Below are 16570 nucleotides of genomic sequence, written 5' to 3'. Positions count from 1 at the left end.
ACATCCTCTACGCCAGCCTCGCCCAACGCTACTTCGCACTGTAGGGGCCTTTGCGTGCGGATGGAATCACGGTTTCGGATGGTGTAAAATGTATAGTGCGATTGGTGTAAAATGTATAACGAAAACGGTACAAAATGATAAATGAGGTGATTGTGTGACGCTTCGACCTGACTCGTACAGACCGCGTCTGTTGGACGACCAAGTGTCCAAGCTACTCGACGTGTTCGGCGCGGTGCAGATCGACGGCGCGAAATGGTGCGGGAAGACGTGGTGTGCGTTGTCGCACGCCGAGAGCGTCACCGGCCTTGACGATTACCGTGTTCGCCCCTTGGCCGAAGCCGATCCGACCATGCCGCTCATCGGTGAACAGCCGCATCTGATCGACGAATGGCAGACCGTGCCTGCAGTGCGCGACGCGGTCCGGCATGCCGTCGACCAGCAGTCCAACCGTCCCGGGCAATATTTGCTTACCGGTTCCAGCGCCCCGCCGCTCAGTCAGTACGAACACAGCGGTGCGGGAAGGATCGCGCATCTGCGCATGCGCCCCATGAGCCTCTACGAGCAGGGACTGTCCACCGGAGCGGTATCGCTGCGCAAACTGTTCGACGGTGAATTCACGCCATCCGCCACGCAGGTCTCGCTATCGCAGATCGCGGAATGGATATGCCGGGGAGGGTGGCCGGCGTCCCTCGACCGCGATCTCGAAAGCGCATTGTACGTTCCGCAACAGTATCTGGAAGCCGTCTGCGAGGACAATGCTCCCCGCATGGGCAAGAACCCCGCCCTGACGCGACGCATCATCATGTCGCTCGCCCGCAACAACGCCAAGGCCGCCACGATCAAGACGCTCAGCCGAGACCTCTACGCGGATGACGAGACCGCGGACACCGAACCTTCCCGCATCACCACCACCGGCTATGTGGATATGCTGATCCGCGAATTCCTCATCGAGGAACTACCCAGCTGGGATGCGCCGATCAAGGCGCGCAACCGTATGCGGGTCAAACCGAAACGATATTTCGTGGACCCCTCCCTCGCGGTCTCCGCGTTGGGCATCAACCCCATGCGGCTACTGTCCAACGGGCAGATATTCGGCGATGTGTTCGAAAACCTGGTCATACGGGACCTACTGGTGTACTCATCCGCATGGGTCGGTCTCGAACATCCCAAGGTCTCTTTCTACCGCGACGACAAGGGTCTGGAAGCCGACGCCATCATCGAACTCGAAGACGGCAGATGGGGCGCCGTGGAAATCAAACTCGGCGAAAACAAGACGCAGGAAGGCGTCGACTCGCTGCTGAAAGTGCGCAACACCGTCATGGCGAACCCGTACTCGCAGCAAAGGGAGCCATCGTTTCTCATGGTCATCGTCGGCAACGGCGTATATGCGCGAGCGACCAAAGAAGGCGTATACGTGGTTCCCGTCACCCTGCTGGGAGCCTGACCGTCGCCGCGGACGAACGCAACGATCCTGCGCGTTGTACGATGGATTTGATCGGACGACAATCGCCGCGACGCAGCGCATGAGGGAGACGGATATGGCCAACTTCTCGTTTCTGACAGGCCAGGACGACTACGCGATGTTCGCCGACGCGTGCCTCGAAGCCGAACGCGCGCTTTCGCTGTCGCCGACCATCAGCGCGCTTGCCGCCCGCCGCGCGTTCGAACTCGCCGTCAAATGGGTGTACGCCGCCGACGAGACCATCCGGCCGCCGTACAAGGACAACCTGCAATCCCTCGTCCACGAACCCACCTTCCGCAACGCGCTCTCCGACGACCACCTGTGGGAATCCCTGCAATACGTCATCAAGGCCGGCAACATGGCCGCCCACCGCAACGCGCAGCTCAAACCCGAAGACGCGATGTTCTCCCTGAACATCCTCTTCGCGTTCATCCAATGGATCGACTACAGCTACGGCCGCCGCTACGCCAAACGCACCTTCGACCCCAAACAGGTCCCCGCCGTCAGCCGCGCGCTCGCCGCCAAGGAACGCAAGACTCAGGAAGACGCCGCACGCAGGGAATACGAAGCGCAGATTGGAGAACAGACCGCCCGTATCGCCGCACTCGAACAACACATCCGCGACCTGAGCGACCAGCTCGCCGCACGCAAGGCCGAACAACCCGCAGTCGAACACGTCCCCGCTGACGAATTCGACGAATACCAGACCCGCACACGCTTCATCGACCTCGACCTGCAACTGGTCGGCTGGAACATGGAACGCGACGTCATCACCGAATACCCTGTCACCGGCATGGAAGACCACCCCGGCCAACAAGGACGCATCGACTACCTCCTCAACGGGCGCGACGGCAAGCCGCTCGCCATCATCGAAGCCAAACGCACCGCATACGATCCCGCCAAAGGACTCCAACAGGCACGCCTCTACGTCGACTGCCTCGAACGCAGGTTCGGCTACCGGCCGCTCATCTTCCTCACCAACGGCTACCGCACCTACTTCGTCGACGACGAGCACGGCTCCTACCGTCAGGTCGGCGAGATCTTCGCCCAGGATGACCTGCAGCGCATCATCGACCGCCGCCGCACCGCCATCGACCCATCCACCGTCCCCGTCAACCTCACCGTCGCCGGCGGCAACGGCCGCACCTACCAGCTCGAAGCCATTCAGGCCGTCTGCGACAACCTCAACCAAGGCCAACGCCGCAGCCTGCTCGTCATGGCCACCGGTACCGGCAAGACACGCGTCTCCGCCGCGCTCGCCGACGTGCTCATGCGCGCCGGACTCGTCAAGAACGTGCTGTTCCTCGCCGACCGGGTCGAACTCGTCGCGCAGGCGCACAGCGCATACGGCGAATACTTCCCCGACTGGTCGCTGTGCAACCTGTGCTCCAACAAGCACGATACGGACGCGCGCGTCGTGTTCTCCACCTATCAGACCATGATCAACGCCATCGACGCGGAAACCGGCACGGGCGGCAAGCCCGCGTTCTCCGCAGGCCACTTCGACCTCATCATCGTCGACGAGGCGCACCGGTCGATCTTCAGGAAATACCGGGTCATCTTCGACCACTTCGACGCGCTCATGGTCGGACTGACCGCCACCCCGCGCAACGACGTGGACCGCAACACCTACGACTTCTTCCATGTGCAGCACGGCGTACCCACCTACGTCTACGAGTACGCGCAGGCGCTCAAGGACAAGGTGCTCGTGCCATACGTCAACATCGAAGCCAAAACCAAATTCATGGACGAAGGCATCACCTACGACGACCTGTCCGACGAAGACAAGGAGCGCTACGAGGAGGACTTCGGCGGCGACGACGCAGGAGAGGACGGGGAAAACGGCGATCTGGACGATGCGGCGAACCTGCCCGCGCACATCGACGCCTCGGCGATCAACACCTACGTGATGAATCCAGCCACCGTGGACACCGTCCTGGAGGACCTGCACGACAACGGCATCAAGACCGACGGCGGCGAACGGCTCGGCAAAACCATCATCTTCGCAGCCAACCAGCGGCACGCGCGCTACATCGCCGAACGCTACGCGGCGCGCTATCCCAAGGAGTCGGCGCACGGCTTCATCAAAACCGTGCTGCACGGCGACGACTACGCGCACAGCGTCATCGCCGAATTCAAACGCAAGCCGCTGCCCGTCATCACCGTATCCGTCGACATGATGGACACCGGCGTCGACGTGCCCGACGTCGTCAACCTCGTGTTCTTCAAACCGGTGCGATCGAAAATCAAATTCTGGCAGATGATCGGCCGCGGCACCCGACTCAGCCCCGAACTCGACTGCGTGGACGGCATCGACGGCGAATACATCGGCAAACGCCGCTTCAAGATCTTCGACTACTGCGGCAACTTCGCGTTCTTCCGCGAACAGACGAACCCGGTCGAAGACAAGCTCGCCGCATCCGTCAGCGAACGCGTCTTCGCCCGCAAGGCCGAACTCGTGCGGGCCTTCCAATCCAGCGCGTTCACCGCCGACCCGCACGTCGTGCAATGGCGAAGCGATCTGGTCGCCGACCTCACCGGCCAGATCGGCTCATGGGACGCAACCAAGGCCGCGGTGCGGCTCAAACGCGAATTCGTGGAACGATACCGCGCGGCCGGTGCATTCGATTCCCTGACCGAACTGGACGTGCACGACCTCGTGCACGAACTGGCGCCATTGGCGCATTACGACGAGCCGGACGTGTACGCGCTACGGTTCGACGCGCTCATGTACGCGATGATGGTCTCCTGCGCGGGCGGCCGGCCGGCCGGGGCATGTGCGGCGAAGATACGGTCGATCGCCGTGCGCCTGAACGAGCGCATGACCATCCCGCAGGTGAGCGCGCAACGCGGACCGATCACCCGGATCGTGAACGACGGTGACCGTCTCGCCCATATGTCCGTCACCGAACTGGAACGGGTGCGCATCGCCTTGCGCGGTCTCGTGCGCTTCGTCGCGGACGCCGGCAGACGCCGCACCATCATCACCGACCTGACCGATCCGTTGGTCGAACGGGTCGAAGGCCAGCCGTTCGACATCGCCGAGCACTACGAGGACTACAAGCTCAAGGTCAACCGCTACGTCAACGAGCACAAGGACGACGGGACGATACGCAAGCTGCGGCGCAACGAGCCGCTGACCGCCGACGACTACAGTGAACTCGAACGCGTGCTCGTCGAACTGCTGGGCACGCAGGAGGAGTATCGCGCCGCATATGGCGACACGCCGTTCGGACTGCTGGTCAGGCGCATCGCCAAACTCGACCATGAGGCCGCGATGGAGGCGTTCTCCGGTTTCATCAACGCGCATACGCTCAATCAGGCGCAGATCGGCTTCCTGCACATGGTCATCGACTATATAGAACGCAACGGGTACCTGGATCCGGCGCAGCTCGCCAAACCGCCGTTCGACAGGCCGCGGCCGCTCTTCAGGCTGTTCGACTCCGCGCAGGCGATGGATCTGATTATGTGCATCCGCAAGGTGGAGTCCAACGCGCTGGCGCCCGGAGCCGCGTAGAGGGAGCCGCGTGCGCGCCAAGTGATTGCGCGCCCATACGGGAAGATACGCGACGGTGGGCGAGGTCGCGGCGCGGCTGTACGCGTCGAGCCGAAAGCGGGCGAAATGCGCCGCTCCGTCGCTTGAAGGCGGTAGGCTTGAATACTGTTTATGACAGTATTCGAAATGGAGAATAAGGTGAGCAACACTCTTGCAACCCTCCCGGTCATGGCCGACGACGCACCGGCCGCCGGATTCGCCGACCCGATCTTCAACAGGCTCCTCAAGGACCGCATCATCTGGATGGGTGAAGAGGTCAAGGACGACATGGCCAACCGCATCTGCGCGCAGATGCTCATGCTGGCGGCCGAGGACCCGAAGAAGGACATCTGGCTCTACATCAACTCGCCGGGCGGATCCATCACCGCCGGCATGGCCATCTACGACACCATGCAGCTCATCGAGCCGGACGTGGCGACCGTGGGCCTCGGCATGTGCGCCTCGATGGGCCAGTTCCTGCTGAGCTCCGGCACCAAGGGCAAGCGCTTCCTGACGTCGCACGCCCGCGTGCTCATGCACCAGCCGTCCGGCGGCATCGGCGGCACCACCACCGACGTGCGCATCAACGCCGAACTCATCATGGATATGAAGAAGACCATGAGCGAGCTGACCGCCGAACAGACCGGCCACACGGTCGAGGAGATCTACCGCGATAACGAGTACGACCATTGGTTCACCGCCACCGAGGCGCTGGAGTACGGTTTCGTGGACAAGATCATCACCACGCACGATTCGATGACGAAGGGAGAGTGACCAGCATGGCATCCGAGGAAGCGAAGTTCGCCGCGCGCGCCGACCGTCTGGCCGGTCCCGCGGGAGTCGTCGGCTTCATGCCGTCCGCGCGTCGTGAAGCCGCGTTCGCGCCGCAGAACCGTTATATCCTGCCGCAGTTCGAGGAGAAGACCCCGTACGGCTTCAAGAGGCAGGACCCGTACACGCGTCTGTTCGAGGACCGCATCATCTTCATGGGCGTGCAGGTGGACGACACCTCCGCCGACGACATCATGGCGCAGCTGCTCGTGCTCGAATCGCAGGATCCGAACCGCGACGTGATGATGTACATCAACTCGCCCGGCGGTTCGATGACCGCCATGACCGCCATCTACGACACGATGCAGTACATCAAGCCGGACGTGCAGACCGTGTGCCTCGGCCAGGCCGCCTCCGCCGCCGCGATCCTGCTCGCCGCCGGCACCAAGGGCAAGCGTCTCATGCTGCCGAACGCGCGCGTGCTCATCCACCAGCCGGCCATCGACCAGGGCTTCGGCAAGGCCACGGAGATCGAGATCCAGGCGCGTGAGATGCTGCGCATGCGCGAATGGCTTGAGAAGACGCTCGCCAAGCACACCGGCCAGTCCCAGGAGAAGATCGCCAAGGATATCGAGGTCGACACGTTCCTCACGGCCGCCGAGGCCAAGGACTACGGCATCGTCGACGAGGTGCTCGAACACCGCCAGTAGGCGTGGCGCGCTCCCTTTCCCGCCATACGGGAAAGGGAGCCTTTTGTTTGTTTTCCGGCGAAAAAGGACGGGCGGAACCCGCGCCGACACAGTGAAGGAGATGCGATGGGGCATGTGGTGAGCTACGACGACGACGTGCCGAAGTGCACGTTCTGCGGCAAGACCGAGCATCAGGTGCGCAAACTCGTCACCGGCCAAGGGGCTGCGATCTGCGACGAGTGCATCGAACTGTGCGTCGGCATCATCTCCGAGGAACGGCACAAGGACGCCGAGGTCAACGCGCTGCAACTGCCCAAGCCCGTGCAGATCAACGCGTATCTCGACAAGTACGTGGTCGGCCAGCAGACGGCCAAACGCGCCCTGTCCGTCGCCGTATACAACCATTACAAGCGCGTCAACATGGAGCTTGCGGAACGTGCCGGCGAACTCGACGAGACGCACGAGCGGGCGCGCGGGCGTCGTCGCGACCCGCTCGCCGACGTCGAGGTCGCCAAGTCGAACATCCTCCTATTGGGGCCCACGGGCGTCGGCAAAACGTATCTCGCGCAGACGCTCGCCCGCGTGATGAACGTGCCGTTCGTCATCACCGACGCGACCACGCTCACCGAAGCCGGCTATGTGGGCGATGACGTCGAGACCGTGCTGCAACGGCTCATCCAGGCGGCCGACGGCGACGTGTCCAAGGCGGAGCACGGCATCGTCTACATCGACGAGATCGACAAGATCGCGCGCAAGAGCGGCGAGAACACGTCTATCACGCGCGACGTGTCGGGCGAAGGCGTGCAGCAGGCGTTGCTCAAGATTCTTGAAGGAACTGTCGCAGCCGTCCCTGCCGAGGGAACACGCAAGCACCGCGACATGGAGACCGTGCAGATCGACACGCGAGGCATCCTGTTCATCTGCGGCGGCGCGTTCGTCGGTCTTACGGACATCATCAAGACGCGTCTCGGCGCGCGTGAAAGCGGTTTCGGCGCCGCATGGCACGACCATCAGGTGCCGGACGAGGAGCTGCTCGCGCAGGTGAGCGCCGACGACCTCGCCGAATTCGGCCTGCTTCCCGAGTTCATCGGCCGTCTGCCCGTCGTCAGCGTGCTCGACGAGCTTGGCGAGGACGATCTGGCGGCCATACTCACCAAACCGGGCAACGCGCTCGTCAAACAGTACATGAAGCTGTTCGCGGCGGATGGCGTCGATCTCGCGTTCACGCGCGAGGCCGTCCGCGCCATCGCCGCCACGGCGATACGGCAGGGGACGGGCGCGCGCGGACTGCGGTCCATCATCGAGCGCACGCTGCAGGACACGATGTTCCAGCTGCCGAGCATGCCGGACGTGACGCAGGTGATCGTCGACAAGGCGTCCGTCACCGGCGCGGGTGTGCCGAAGATGGTGCGTTCCAGCGAAAACGTGGACACGCAGGAGCTGCACCCGGTCGCGTCGCGCACGACAGGCAGACGACGTCGCGCCGCATAGTGCGACACGCCGACCTTGCGAATCTGCGGACGATGGGTAATATATGTCGAGTTGCCTGAGCAAGACAACATGCGCGAGTAGCCCAGCGGATTAGAGCAGCTGACTACGGATCAGCAGGTCGCAGGTTCGAATCCTGTCTCGGCGCACCACCTCGGACCGCACGAGGTAAACCAGGCGGTATGCGCGAGTAGCCCAGCGGATTAGAGCAGCTGACTACGGATCAGCAGGTCGCAGGTTCGAATCCTGTCTCGCGCACGATAAAGCCCCTTTCATGTATGTGACAGGGGCTTTTCCAATATCAGCATCAGGCATCGGCACAGGGGAGGACGAATGACGAACGGCAACGATACACGCCGCAGGGGAGTGTGGGGCACGATCCGCCACGTTGCCGCGTCCGACCGCCTCGCCGGACTTATCATGCTCTCCTTCGCGTTCCTCGGCCTCATCCTCGCGAACCTACCGGCCACCGCCCATATGTTCGAAACCATCGCCGAAACGCACATCGCCGTGCCGCGCACCAACCTCGACCTGCCGGTCGGGCATTGGGCGCAGGACGGTCTGCTCACCATCTTCTTCCTCACCGTCGGTCTCGACTTGAAGCAGGAGCTCACCACCGGCTCGCTCGCCAATCCGAAGGCCGCCGCCGTGCCGATGCTATGCGCCGTGGGCGGCATGGTCACGCCTCCCATCCTGTTCACGGCCGTCACCGCGCTGCTCGCGCAATACGGTCCCGGACCGGCCGGTTCCCTCGTACTCACCACCACCGGCAGCGAGATCCCGTTCGCCGAGATGGCGCGCGGCTGGGCCGTATCCACCGCCACCGACATCGCGTTCTCGCTCGCCGTGCTCGCCATCTTCGCGCGTGCGTTGCCCGGCGCGATCCGCGCGTTCCTTATGACGCTCGCCACCGTCGACGACCTGCTCGCCATCATCCTCATCGCCGTGTTCTTCTCCGCGCTCAACGCATGGTACTGGTTCATCGGCATCGCCGCATGCGCCGTCGTCTGGTACGTGCTCGTGCGCATGAGGCGCGTGCCGTGGCCGCTCGTCGCCGTCGTCGGCATCCTCGCCTGGGTGATGATGTTCGAGGCGGGCGTGCACCCGACGCTCGCCGGCGTGCTCGTCGGCCTGCTCACCCCCGCGCGTGAGGTGCACGGCGAATCGACGCCCCGCGCCGACCGGTACGCGGGCAAACTCCAGCCGTTCTCCGCGCTGCTTGCCCTGCCCGTGTTCGCCCTGTTCGCCACCGGCGTGCACTTCGAATCGCTCACGCCCGCGCTCATGCTCTCGCCGATCGTCATCGCGCTGATCGTCGCGCTCGTCGTCGGCAAGCCGCTCGGCATCATGGCCACCGCATGGCTGTCCACGCACCTGTTCGGCCTGAAGATGGCGAAGGGGCTGCGCGTGCGCGACATGTTCCCCGCCGCATGCGCGTGCGGCATCGGCTTCACCGTCGCGTTCCTCATCGCCTCCCTCGCCTACGACAATCCGGAACTGTCCGCCGAGGCGCGCTTCGGCGTGCTCGTCGGCTCGCTCATCGCCGCCGCCATCTCCGGCGTGCTGCTGAGCCGCCAGTCGAAACGTTACGAACAACGCGATGCGCGCGAAGCGGCGTCGCGCGCCTGATTCGCGTCCGGTACGCATGTCCGTCATACGCGTCCGTCGCGCGTTAGAATCGTGCGGTATGAGCAATGACAACGACGCGGACGCGCCCTTGGGACAGACCTACCATCGCGGACCGATCATCATGCGCGGGGACATGATCCCCGCCGACAACACCACCGCCAACCTGCTGCGCCCCGACGACGGCACCGGCTGGCTGCACATGGACCCGTGGCGCGTGCTGCGCATCCAATCCGAATTCGTCGACGGCTTCGGCGCATTGGCCGAACTGGGCCCGGCGGTGGCCGTATTCGGCTCCGCACGCACCCCGGCAAGCGACCCCGCCTATGAGGCGGCACGGCACATGGGCGAACGGCTCGCGCAGGCGGGCGTGGCCGTGATCACCGGGGGAGGGCCCGGCATCATGGAGGCGGCGAACAAGGGCGCCGCGCTGGCCGGCGGCAAATCCGTGGGACTCGGCATCGAACTGCCGCACGAGCAGGGCATCAACGACTACGTGAACCTCGGCATGAGCTTCCGCTACTTCTTCGTGCGCAAGCTCATGTTCGTGAAGTACTCGTCCGGCATCATCGTCTGCCCGGGCGGTTTCGGCACGCTCGACGAGATGTTCGAGGTGCTCACCCTCGTGCAGACGCACAAGGTCGATGGCATGCCGATCGTCCTGGTCGGGCGCGACTACTGGCAGGGCCTGTTCGACTGGCTGGAGGGGCCCGTCAAAGAGCATGGCATGATCTCCGGCGTCGACCCGAGATTGGTGACCATCACCGACGATCCGGACGAGGCCGTGCGCGTGGCCGCCGGCGCGATCCCCGGCGTCGTCATCAATTAAGTCCGGGGGCGTGCCGGTGCACCGGGGAGGTGCATGTCACAGCTTGGAGGCGACGAGCAGGCCGGTGCCGGTGGGAGTGAGGACGGTGCGGAAGCGTTCGTCCGATTCGACCGTGTCGAGCAGTTCGCGCATCGCCGTCGCCTTCTCGCTGCGGTCGGCCGGGTCGAGCACGCCGCCCGAGTTCATGCCGTCGTAGAAGGCGAGCATGTCGGTGAACACGATGATGCCGTGGGCGCGCAGCAGACGCGGCGCCTGCTCGAACGATGCGGCGTAGTTGACGGCGTCGCCGGCCACGACGATCATGTCGTAGTCGCCCGCGTTGAGACGAGGCAGGAACACGCCGGCCTGCGCGTTCACCGCGCGCAGCTTCGTCGCCGTGGAATCCTGCACCACGTCGAACGCCTTGCGGATCACGGTGATGCCCTTCGCCGAGGAGTCCACGGCGGTGAGTTGGCCCGTGCCGTCGAGACCGCGCACCAGCTCCAACGTCTCCATCACCGAGCCGGTGCCCACCACGATCACGGATTTCGCGCCGGTCAGATGGGCCAGCATCGACAGAACCTCCGCCTGAGCGGCCGAACCCTGCGGCATGCCCGCCTTCTCGGTGGCGGCCCGGATCTGCGCCATAGCCGGCGTCTGGCGGGAAAGCGCGTGATTCTCCACGAATCCCCATGCCTGTGCGAGATTCGTGTACTGCGTCCTATCCATGAACACGTCCTTTACAATCCTCTGAAGTCCTCGTGAGGCCGGTCCTTAAAGACCGACCGCAATCGCCCGCGGCCCGATGCCGTGCGGGTCCCATGCGGCATCCGCGCATTCCAAGCGGCATGGCCGCGTTCCGGCGGCCACGTGCCGGCCTGTCAGCGTTCGCGCACCTTGGCGACGATCTGCCACATCTCCTCGCCGACGTCGATGCCGCGTGGGCATTGGCGCGTGCAGGCGCGTACCGACTGGCAGGCGGCCACGCCGTCCTCCGTGTCGATCGCGTCGAGACGGTCCATCGTGATCGTGTCGCGCGAATCGTTGACGAAACGGCTCGCCCAGATGAGCGCCGCCGGGCCGATGAACGCGTCGCCGCCGGCGAACACGGGGCAGGAGCCCTCGCACACGCCGCAGGCGATGCAGTTGCTCAACTGCTCGTATTTGGCGAGCTCGTCCGGATGCTGCAGGTATTCGAACACGTCCACCTTGCCCTCATGCGTGGTGGCGAGCACGCCGTCCGCTTCGAGATACGGCTTGAGCTTTCTGATCTGGTCGAGCATCGGGTCGATGTCGGCGATGAGGTCGCGTTCGACGGGGAAGCCGGGCAGCGGGCCGAGCTCGATGACGCCGAGACTGCCGGACTCGGGCAGAGCCGATCCCTTCGCCCCATCCGCATCCGCCGCGTCGTCGCCGGTGCGGCGGAACCCGTCGTCGTCCAGCACGGGCATGCCGGATTCCGGCTTCACCCAATCCTTGAGCGTGGCCGTGCACAGCAGGTTCGGCGTGCCGTTGATCGCCACCGCGTCCGAACCGCACATGCCGTGGCCGCACGAGTAGCGGAAGGCGAGCGTCGGGTCGACGGTGCGCTTGATGGCCAGCAGACAGTCGAGCACCGTGTCCTCGGGACGGGCCGGAATCGTGTATTCCTGCACCCACTGGCGGCCACGGGGGCGACGGCGCGCGGGCGCATCCGATTTGCCGCCGAACGGCGAGCTCTTGCGCGTGCGGGCGAACGGACTGCCTCCGCGCGCACGGTCGCGTTCGCGTTCGGGACGCGGCGTGAAACGGTTCACCTTCAACGTCACCGTCGTCACGTTCGAATTCGTCATGCGCGCGCCTCCTGAATCGGTCTCAAAACAACTCTCCATTGTGACATAAGCCGTGCCCGTACGGAACGTCGGAGGGCGACGGTTCATACGGGGTCTTCACGGCATGCGGTCGTGCGGCTCAGTATTCGCGCTTCTTCGGCGGGATGTCGACGATGTGCACCGGCTGCCATGCGACACGGCCGGACGCGTCGGTCATCGAATGGGCGAGGAAACGTTCGTCGTCGCGTTCCGGGAAATCGTTGCGTTTGAGCGATCCGCGCGACTCGTGGCGCGCATCCGACGCGGCGAGCACGACACGCGCCAGTCCGATGAGATGCCGCACCTCCCAGATGGCGGTGACCTCCTGATTGAACGCGGCCGTCTTGTCGTGCGCGACGAGCGCCTCGGCGCGCGGGGCGAGGCGCTCGTCGATCGTACGCAGCGCGGCTTCGAGACCCGCCGCGTCGCAGCGTACGGCGGCGGCGCGCTCCATCACCTGGCCGAGATCGGCCATGAGCCGGTACGGGTTGTCGTCGGTCTCGTCCGCGGCGGTGGTTCCGTCCACATCGTCCACATCGTCCGCGGCGTCCGCGCGCGGCGTGAGCAGGTCCTTCAGTTCGTTTTCGCGCGCGTCCGACGCGGCGTCCGCGGCGGCGGCGATCGCGTCGTCGATCTCCTGCACGTCCGGATCGTCCACGGCCATCGGATCGTCGACCGGCTGCGCGGCGACGCGCGCGGCAAGCGCGCGGCCGGCGCGCGTGCCGAACAGGCAGGCGTCGAGCAGCGAGTTGCCGCCGAGACGGTTCGCGCCGTGCACGGACACGCACGAGCACTCGCCGGCCGCGAACAGGCCGTCGACCACGCCGCGCGATCCGGTCGCGCCGTCCGTCCCGTCGGTTTCGGCATCGCCCGCGTTCCAGCGGTACACCTCGCCGTCCACGGTGATCGGGATGCCGCCCATCGTGTAGTGGGCGGTCGGCTTGATCGGCACGAAATCCTTCGACGGGTCGATGTCCGCGTACTTCTCGATGGTCTCGACCACTTGTGGCAGCACGGCGCGCATATGGTCCGGGTCGATGCCCGTCATGTCAAGCCAGACGCAGTCCCTGCGACCGTCCGGATCCTTCGGATCGGCGACGCCGCGGCCCGCGTCGATCTCCGCCATGATGGAACGGGAGACCACGTCGCGCGCGGCCAGATCGGCGTGGCCGGGCGCATAGCGTTCCATGAACGCCTCGCCGTCCGCGTTGCGCAGCACGCCGCCCTCCGCGCGGGCCGCCTCGGACAGGAGGATGCCCGTATGCGCGAGACCGGTCGGATGGAACTGCACGAACTCCGCATCCTCCAATTGCAGGCCGGCGGCGAGCGCCAACGCCATGCCGTCGCCGGTCAGATCCCACGAGTTCGACGTGGTGTGGAACAGGCGGCCCGCGCCGCCGGTCGCGAACAGCACGTTGCGCGCCTTGACCGCGTGGACCTTGCCCGCATGCGTGTCGAAGGCGACGACGCCGGCGGCCCGCGAACCGTCGTCCGTGAGGACCAGGTCGGTCACGTACCATTCCTCGGCGAACGCGACGCCGGCGGCCACGCACTGCTGCCATAGGGCGTGCAGGATCTGGTGGCCGATGCGGTCGGCCGCGTAGGCGGCGCGCCTGACCGGGGCGCCGCCGAATTCGCGCGTGTGCCCGCCGAAGCGGCGCTGCGCGATGTGGCCGTCGTCGGTGCGGGAGAAGGCGACGCCGCCGCGTTCCAGGTTGATGACCGTTTCGGGCGCGTATTCGGCGAGCAGCTGCGCCGCGTCCTGGTCGACGAGCCAGTCGCCGCCCTTGACGGTGTCGTAGTAGTGCCAATGCCAGTCGTCGGCTTCGATGTTGCCGAGCGATGCGGCGATGCCGCCTTCGGCGGATCCGGTGTGCGAGCGCAACGGCTGGAGCTTCGAGATCACCAGGATCTTCGGGTCGATGCCGTTCCCCCGCATCTGCCTGGTTTCGGGGGAGCGGAGCAAACCCAGGGCGGCGGACAGGCCGGCCGCGCCCGCGCCGACGATCACCGCGTCATACATGTCTTCCAACTGCTTCGGACTCATATCACCCCATTGTTCCATAAGGGCGGACTTCGCCGGCTCCTGTTGTCAAGGCCCTTGACGAATGGTGGATAACCCGCTTGCCGTCCACACGTTGTCCACGACACGCGCGGGGCCGGGGGCTCCGTCCACATTCCCCGCACGGCTGGCCCCGACCGGGTGCCGGCGGGCACAGTGGACGCATGGATACCACAGCATTGCAGATGGCGCCGCCGGAGGCCCTGACGTCCGGCCTACCCGCTCTCGAACCGCTCGACCGGATCGCCGAACGGCTCAAGGACGGCACGCTCGCCACGCGCGCGTTGGGCGCGCTCGGCGAGGACTATGCAGCCGCGTGGCTCACGGAACGCGGCTGGACGATCGTCGACCGCAACTGGCGGTCCCGTTACGGCGAGCTCGACATCGTCGCCCTGTCTCCCGAACGGCGGATCGTGTTCGTGGAGGTGAAGACGCGGCGCACCATGAAGCACGGGCTGCCGCAGGAGGCGGTCACGTACACGAAGCAGGCGAACCTGCGCCGGGCGGGCGTGCAATGGCTGCTCGAACCGGAGCATCGGATCGGGCATACCGGCGTGCGCTTCGACGTGGTCACCGTGGTCGTGCGCGGCGGCAGACCGCTCGTCCATCTCATTCCGGGGGCGTTCTGATGGCGATCGGCAACGCGCTGTCGATCGGGCTGATCGGATTGAAGGCGTTCATCATCACCATGCAGGCGTTCATCAGCCCGGGTCTGCCGTACTTCTCGATCATCGGTCTGCCGGACGCCTCGCTGTCCGAGGCGCGCGAACGCGTCAAATCCGCCTGCCAGGCGACCGGATTCCACTGGCCGGAGACGCGCGTGACCGTGAATCTGAGCCCGGCGAGCATGCCGAAACGCGGCTCGTCGCACGATCTGGCCATCGCGGCCGCCGTGCTCGGCGCATCCGGCGCAATCCCGCACGAATGTCTCATCGACTCGGTCGTCATGGGCGAGGTGAACCTCGACGGCACGGTGCTGCCAATCAACGGCGTGCTGCCGATCCTCCTGCATGCGCGCGAACGCGGCGTCAGACAGGTGATCCTGCCTGCCGGCAATCTCGAGGAGGCGCATCTGATCGACGGGGTGGACGTGCTCGGCGTACGCCACGTGGGCGAGCTCATCGAACTCATGGGCGGCTCCGCGCGCTACCGGCTGCCGGACGAGCCGGCGCTCGGCGGCGGGGCGTCCGCGTCCGCCTCGCCGCGGGACCATGAGACGTTCATGTCACCGAAGACCGGCGACATGGCCGACGTGGTCGGGCAGGAGCAGGCGAAATGGGCGTTGGAGGTAGCGGCGGCCGGCGGCCACCACATGATCATGGTCGGCCCTCCCGGCTCGGGCAAGACGATGCTCGCCTCGCGCATGCCCGGCATCATGTGCCCTCTGACCGACGCCGAACAACTGGAGGTCGCGTCCATCCGCTCCCTGTGCGGCACGCTCAACACGTATGGCATCAGCGACGTGCCGCCGTTCGAGGCGCCCCACCACACGTCCTCCACGGCGGCGCTCGTGGGCGGCGGCACCGGGCTCGCCGAACCGGGGGCGATCACGCGCGCCCACCGCGGCGTCCTGTTCATGGACGAGGCCCCCGAATTCTCGGCGCGCGCGTTGCAGACGCTCAGGGAGCCGCTGGAATCCGGGTACGTGGCGTTGTCCCGCTCCAAGGGCACCACCTACTATCCGGCCGCGTTCCAGCTCGTCATGGCGGCGAACGGATGCCCATGCGGCATGAGCTACGGCACGGGGGAGCGCTGCGTATGCACGCACAAGGAACGGCAACGCTACTTCGGCAGGCTCTCCGGACCGATCCTCGACCGCATCGACATTCAGGTGGAGGTGCCGCCCGTACCGCGCATCATCGGCGGCGAACAGTACGGGCGCGGACCGGACAGCGCAGGCATGCGCCGCCGCGTCATCCAGGCGCGGCACGCCGCCGCCGAACGCTACCGGATGCACGGGTGGACATGCAACGCGCAGGCGTCCGGCACGTGGATGCGCGAGCACATCGCCCAATCCGCGCTCGAACCGGTCAACCGCGCGCTGGAGACGCAACGGCTGAGCCTGAGAGGCGCGGACCGGGCGCTGCGCCTCGCCTGGACGCTCGCCGATCTGGCCGGACGGACGTCCCCCGGCCGCGAGGAGACCCTGCAGGGCATCGCCCTGCGCACGCGGCTGATATGAGCGGCGCGAACGCGACTCATACGGAAAGGAGCCGGCATGGACGGCATCGGAACGGAACCGACGGATCACAGGAATCCCATGGGAATCATGGGACCGG

12 protein-coding genes and 2 tRNA genes are annotated in these 16570 nt (G+C 65.7%); 11 read left to right on the top strand and 3 right to left on the bottom strand.

Features of this window, described 5'->3' with window-relative positions:
- Window positions 1-190: 190 nt before the first annotated feature.
- The 9 genes from BSTEL_RS09670 to BSTEL_RS09630 all read left to right on the top strand — a co-directional run bounded on the left by BSTEL_RS09670 (window position 191) and on the right by BSTEL_RS09630 (window position 10400).
- Entirely contained in the window at window positions 191-1444 is a 1254-nt protein-coding gene (locus BSTEL_RS09670) for an ATP-binding protein (RefSeq protein ID WP_162178997.1), read from the top strand.
- Window positions 1445-1538: 94 nt separating this feature from the next.
- Window positions 1539-4979: a DEAD/DEAH box helicase family protein gene (locus tag BSTEL_RS09665; RefSeq protein WP_034529986.1), complete on the top strand. Its 3441-nt coding sequence runs from the start codon at window positions 1539-1541 to the stop codon at window positions 4977-4979.
- Window positions 4980-5156: 177 nt separating this feature from the next.
- On the top strand, window positions 5157-5771 hold the full coding sequence (locus tag BSTEL_RS09660; protein WP_101623121.1) for an ATP-dependent Clp protease proteolytic subunit: 615 nt from the start codon (window positions 5157-5159) through the stop codon (window positions 5769-5771).
- A gap of 5 nt (window positions 5772-5776) precedes the next feature.
- Window positions 5777-6478, top strand: a complete 702-nt coding sequence (locus BSTEL_RS09655) for an ATP-dependent Clp protease proteolytic subunit (RefSeq protein ID WP_034529984.1) — start codon at window positions 5777-5779, stop codon at window positions 6476-6478.
- 105 nt (window positions 6479-6583) lie between these two features.
- Window positions 6584-7948: an ATP-dependent Clp protease ATP-binding subunit ClpX gene (gene clpX / locus BSTEL_RS09650; RefSeq protein WP_034529983.1), complete on the top strand. Its 1365-nt coding sequence runs from the start codon at window positions 6584-6586 to the stop codon at window positions 7946-7948.
- A gap of 71 nt (window positions 7949-8019) precedes the next feature.
- A tRNA-Arg gene (locus tag BSTEL_RS09645) sits at window positions 8020-8097 on the top strand.
- A 32-nt stretch (window positions 8098-8129) separates the two neighbouring features.
- Window positions 8130-8203: transfer RNA gene (locus BSTEL_RS09640), tRNA-Arg, on the top strand.
- Between the two features lie 75 nt (window positions 8204-8278).
- Window positions 8279-9574 (top strand): Na+/H+ antiporter NhaA, encoded by a 1296-nt coding sequence (locus BSTEL_RS09635; RefSeq protein ID WP_034529982.1) that lies wholly within the window; start codon window positions 8279-8281, stop codon window positions 9572-9574.
- Between the two features lie 58 nt (window positions 9575-9632).
- Window positions 9633-10400, top strand: a complete 768-nt coding sequence (locus BSTEL_RS09630) for an LOG family protein (RefSeq protein ID WP_034529981.1) — start codon at window positions 9633-9635, stop codon at window positions 10398-10400.
- Between the two features lie 36 nt (window positions 10401-10436).
- Here the strand turns inward: BSTEL_RS09630 and BSTEL_RS09625 are convergent, their stop codons facing one another.
- From BSTEL_RS09625 to BSTEL_RS09615, 3 genes are all read right to left on the bottom strand, one after another.
- Window positions 10437-11108, bottom strand: coding sequence for an O-methyltransferase (locus BSTEL_RS09625; protein ID WP_034529980.1), 672 nt, complete (start codon window positions 11106-11108; stop codon window positions 10437-10439).
- A 152-nt stretch (window positions 11109-11260) separates the two neighbouring features.
- Window positions 11261-12211 (bottom strand): succinate dehydrogenase/fumarate reductase iron-sulfur subunit, encoded by a 951-nt coding sequence (locus BSTEL_RS09620; RefSeq protein WP_034529979.1) that lies wholly within the window; start codon window positions 12209-12211, stop codon window positions 11261-11263.
- Between the two features lie 118 nt (window positions 12212-12329).
- On the bottom strand, window positions 12330-14276 hold the full coding sequence (locus BSTEL_RS09615) for an FAD-binding protein (protein ID WP_034529978.1): 1947 nt from the start codon (window positions 14274-14276) through the stop codon (window positions 12330-12332).
- A 200-nt stretch (window positions 14277-14476) separates the two neighbouring features.
- Between BSTEL_RS09615 and BSTEL_RS09610 the strand changes: the two genes are divergently transcribed.
- Window positions 14477-14920, top strand: coding sequence for a YraN family protein (locus tag BSTEL_RS09610; RefSeq protein WP_034529977.1), 444 nt, complete (start codon window positions 14477-14479; stop codon window positions 14918-14920).
- Window positions 14920-16473 (top strand): YifB family Mg chelatase-like AAA ATPase, encoded by a 1554-nt coding sequence (locus BSTEL_RS09605; RefSeq protein WP_034529976.1) that lies wholly within the window; start codon window positions 14920-14922, stop codon window positions 16471-16473. The genes BSTEL_RS09610 and BSTEL_RS09605 overlap by 1 nt, the downstream gene beginning before the upstream one ends.
- The last annotated feature ends 97 nt before the right edge of the window (window positions 16474-16570 follow it).

This window comes from Bifidobacterium stellenboschense (assembly GCF_000741785.1).
GTDB classification, from domain to species: domain Bacteria; phylum Actinomycetota; class Actinomycetes; order Actinomycetales; family Bifidobacteriaceae; genus Bifidobacterium; species Bifidobacterium stellenboschense.
Note: the sequence above shows the minus strand (reverse complement) of the source record. Positions and strands in the feature narration are given on the sequence as shown.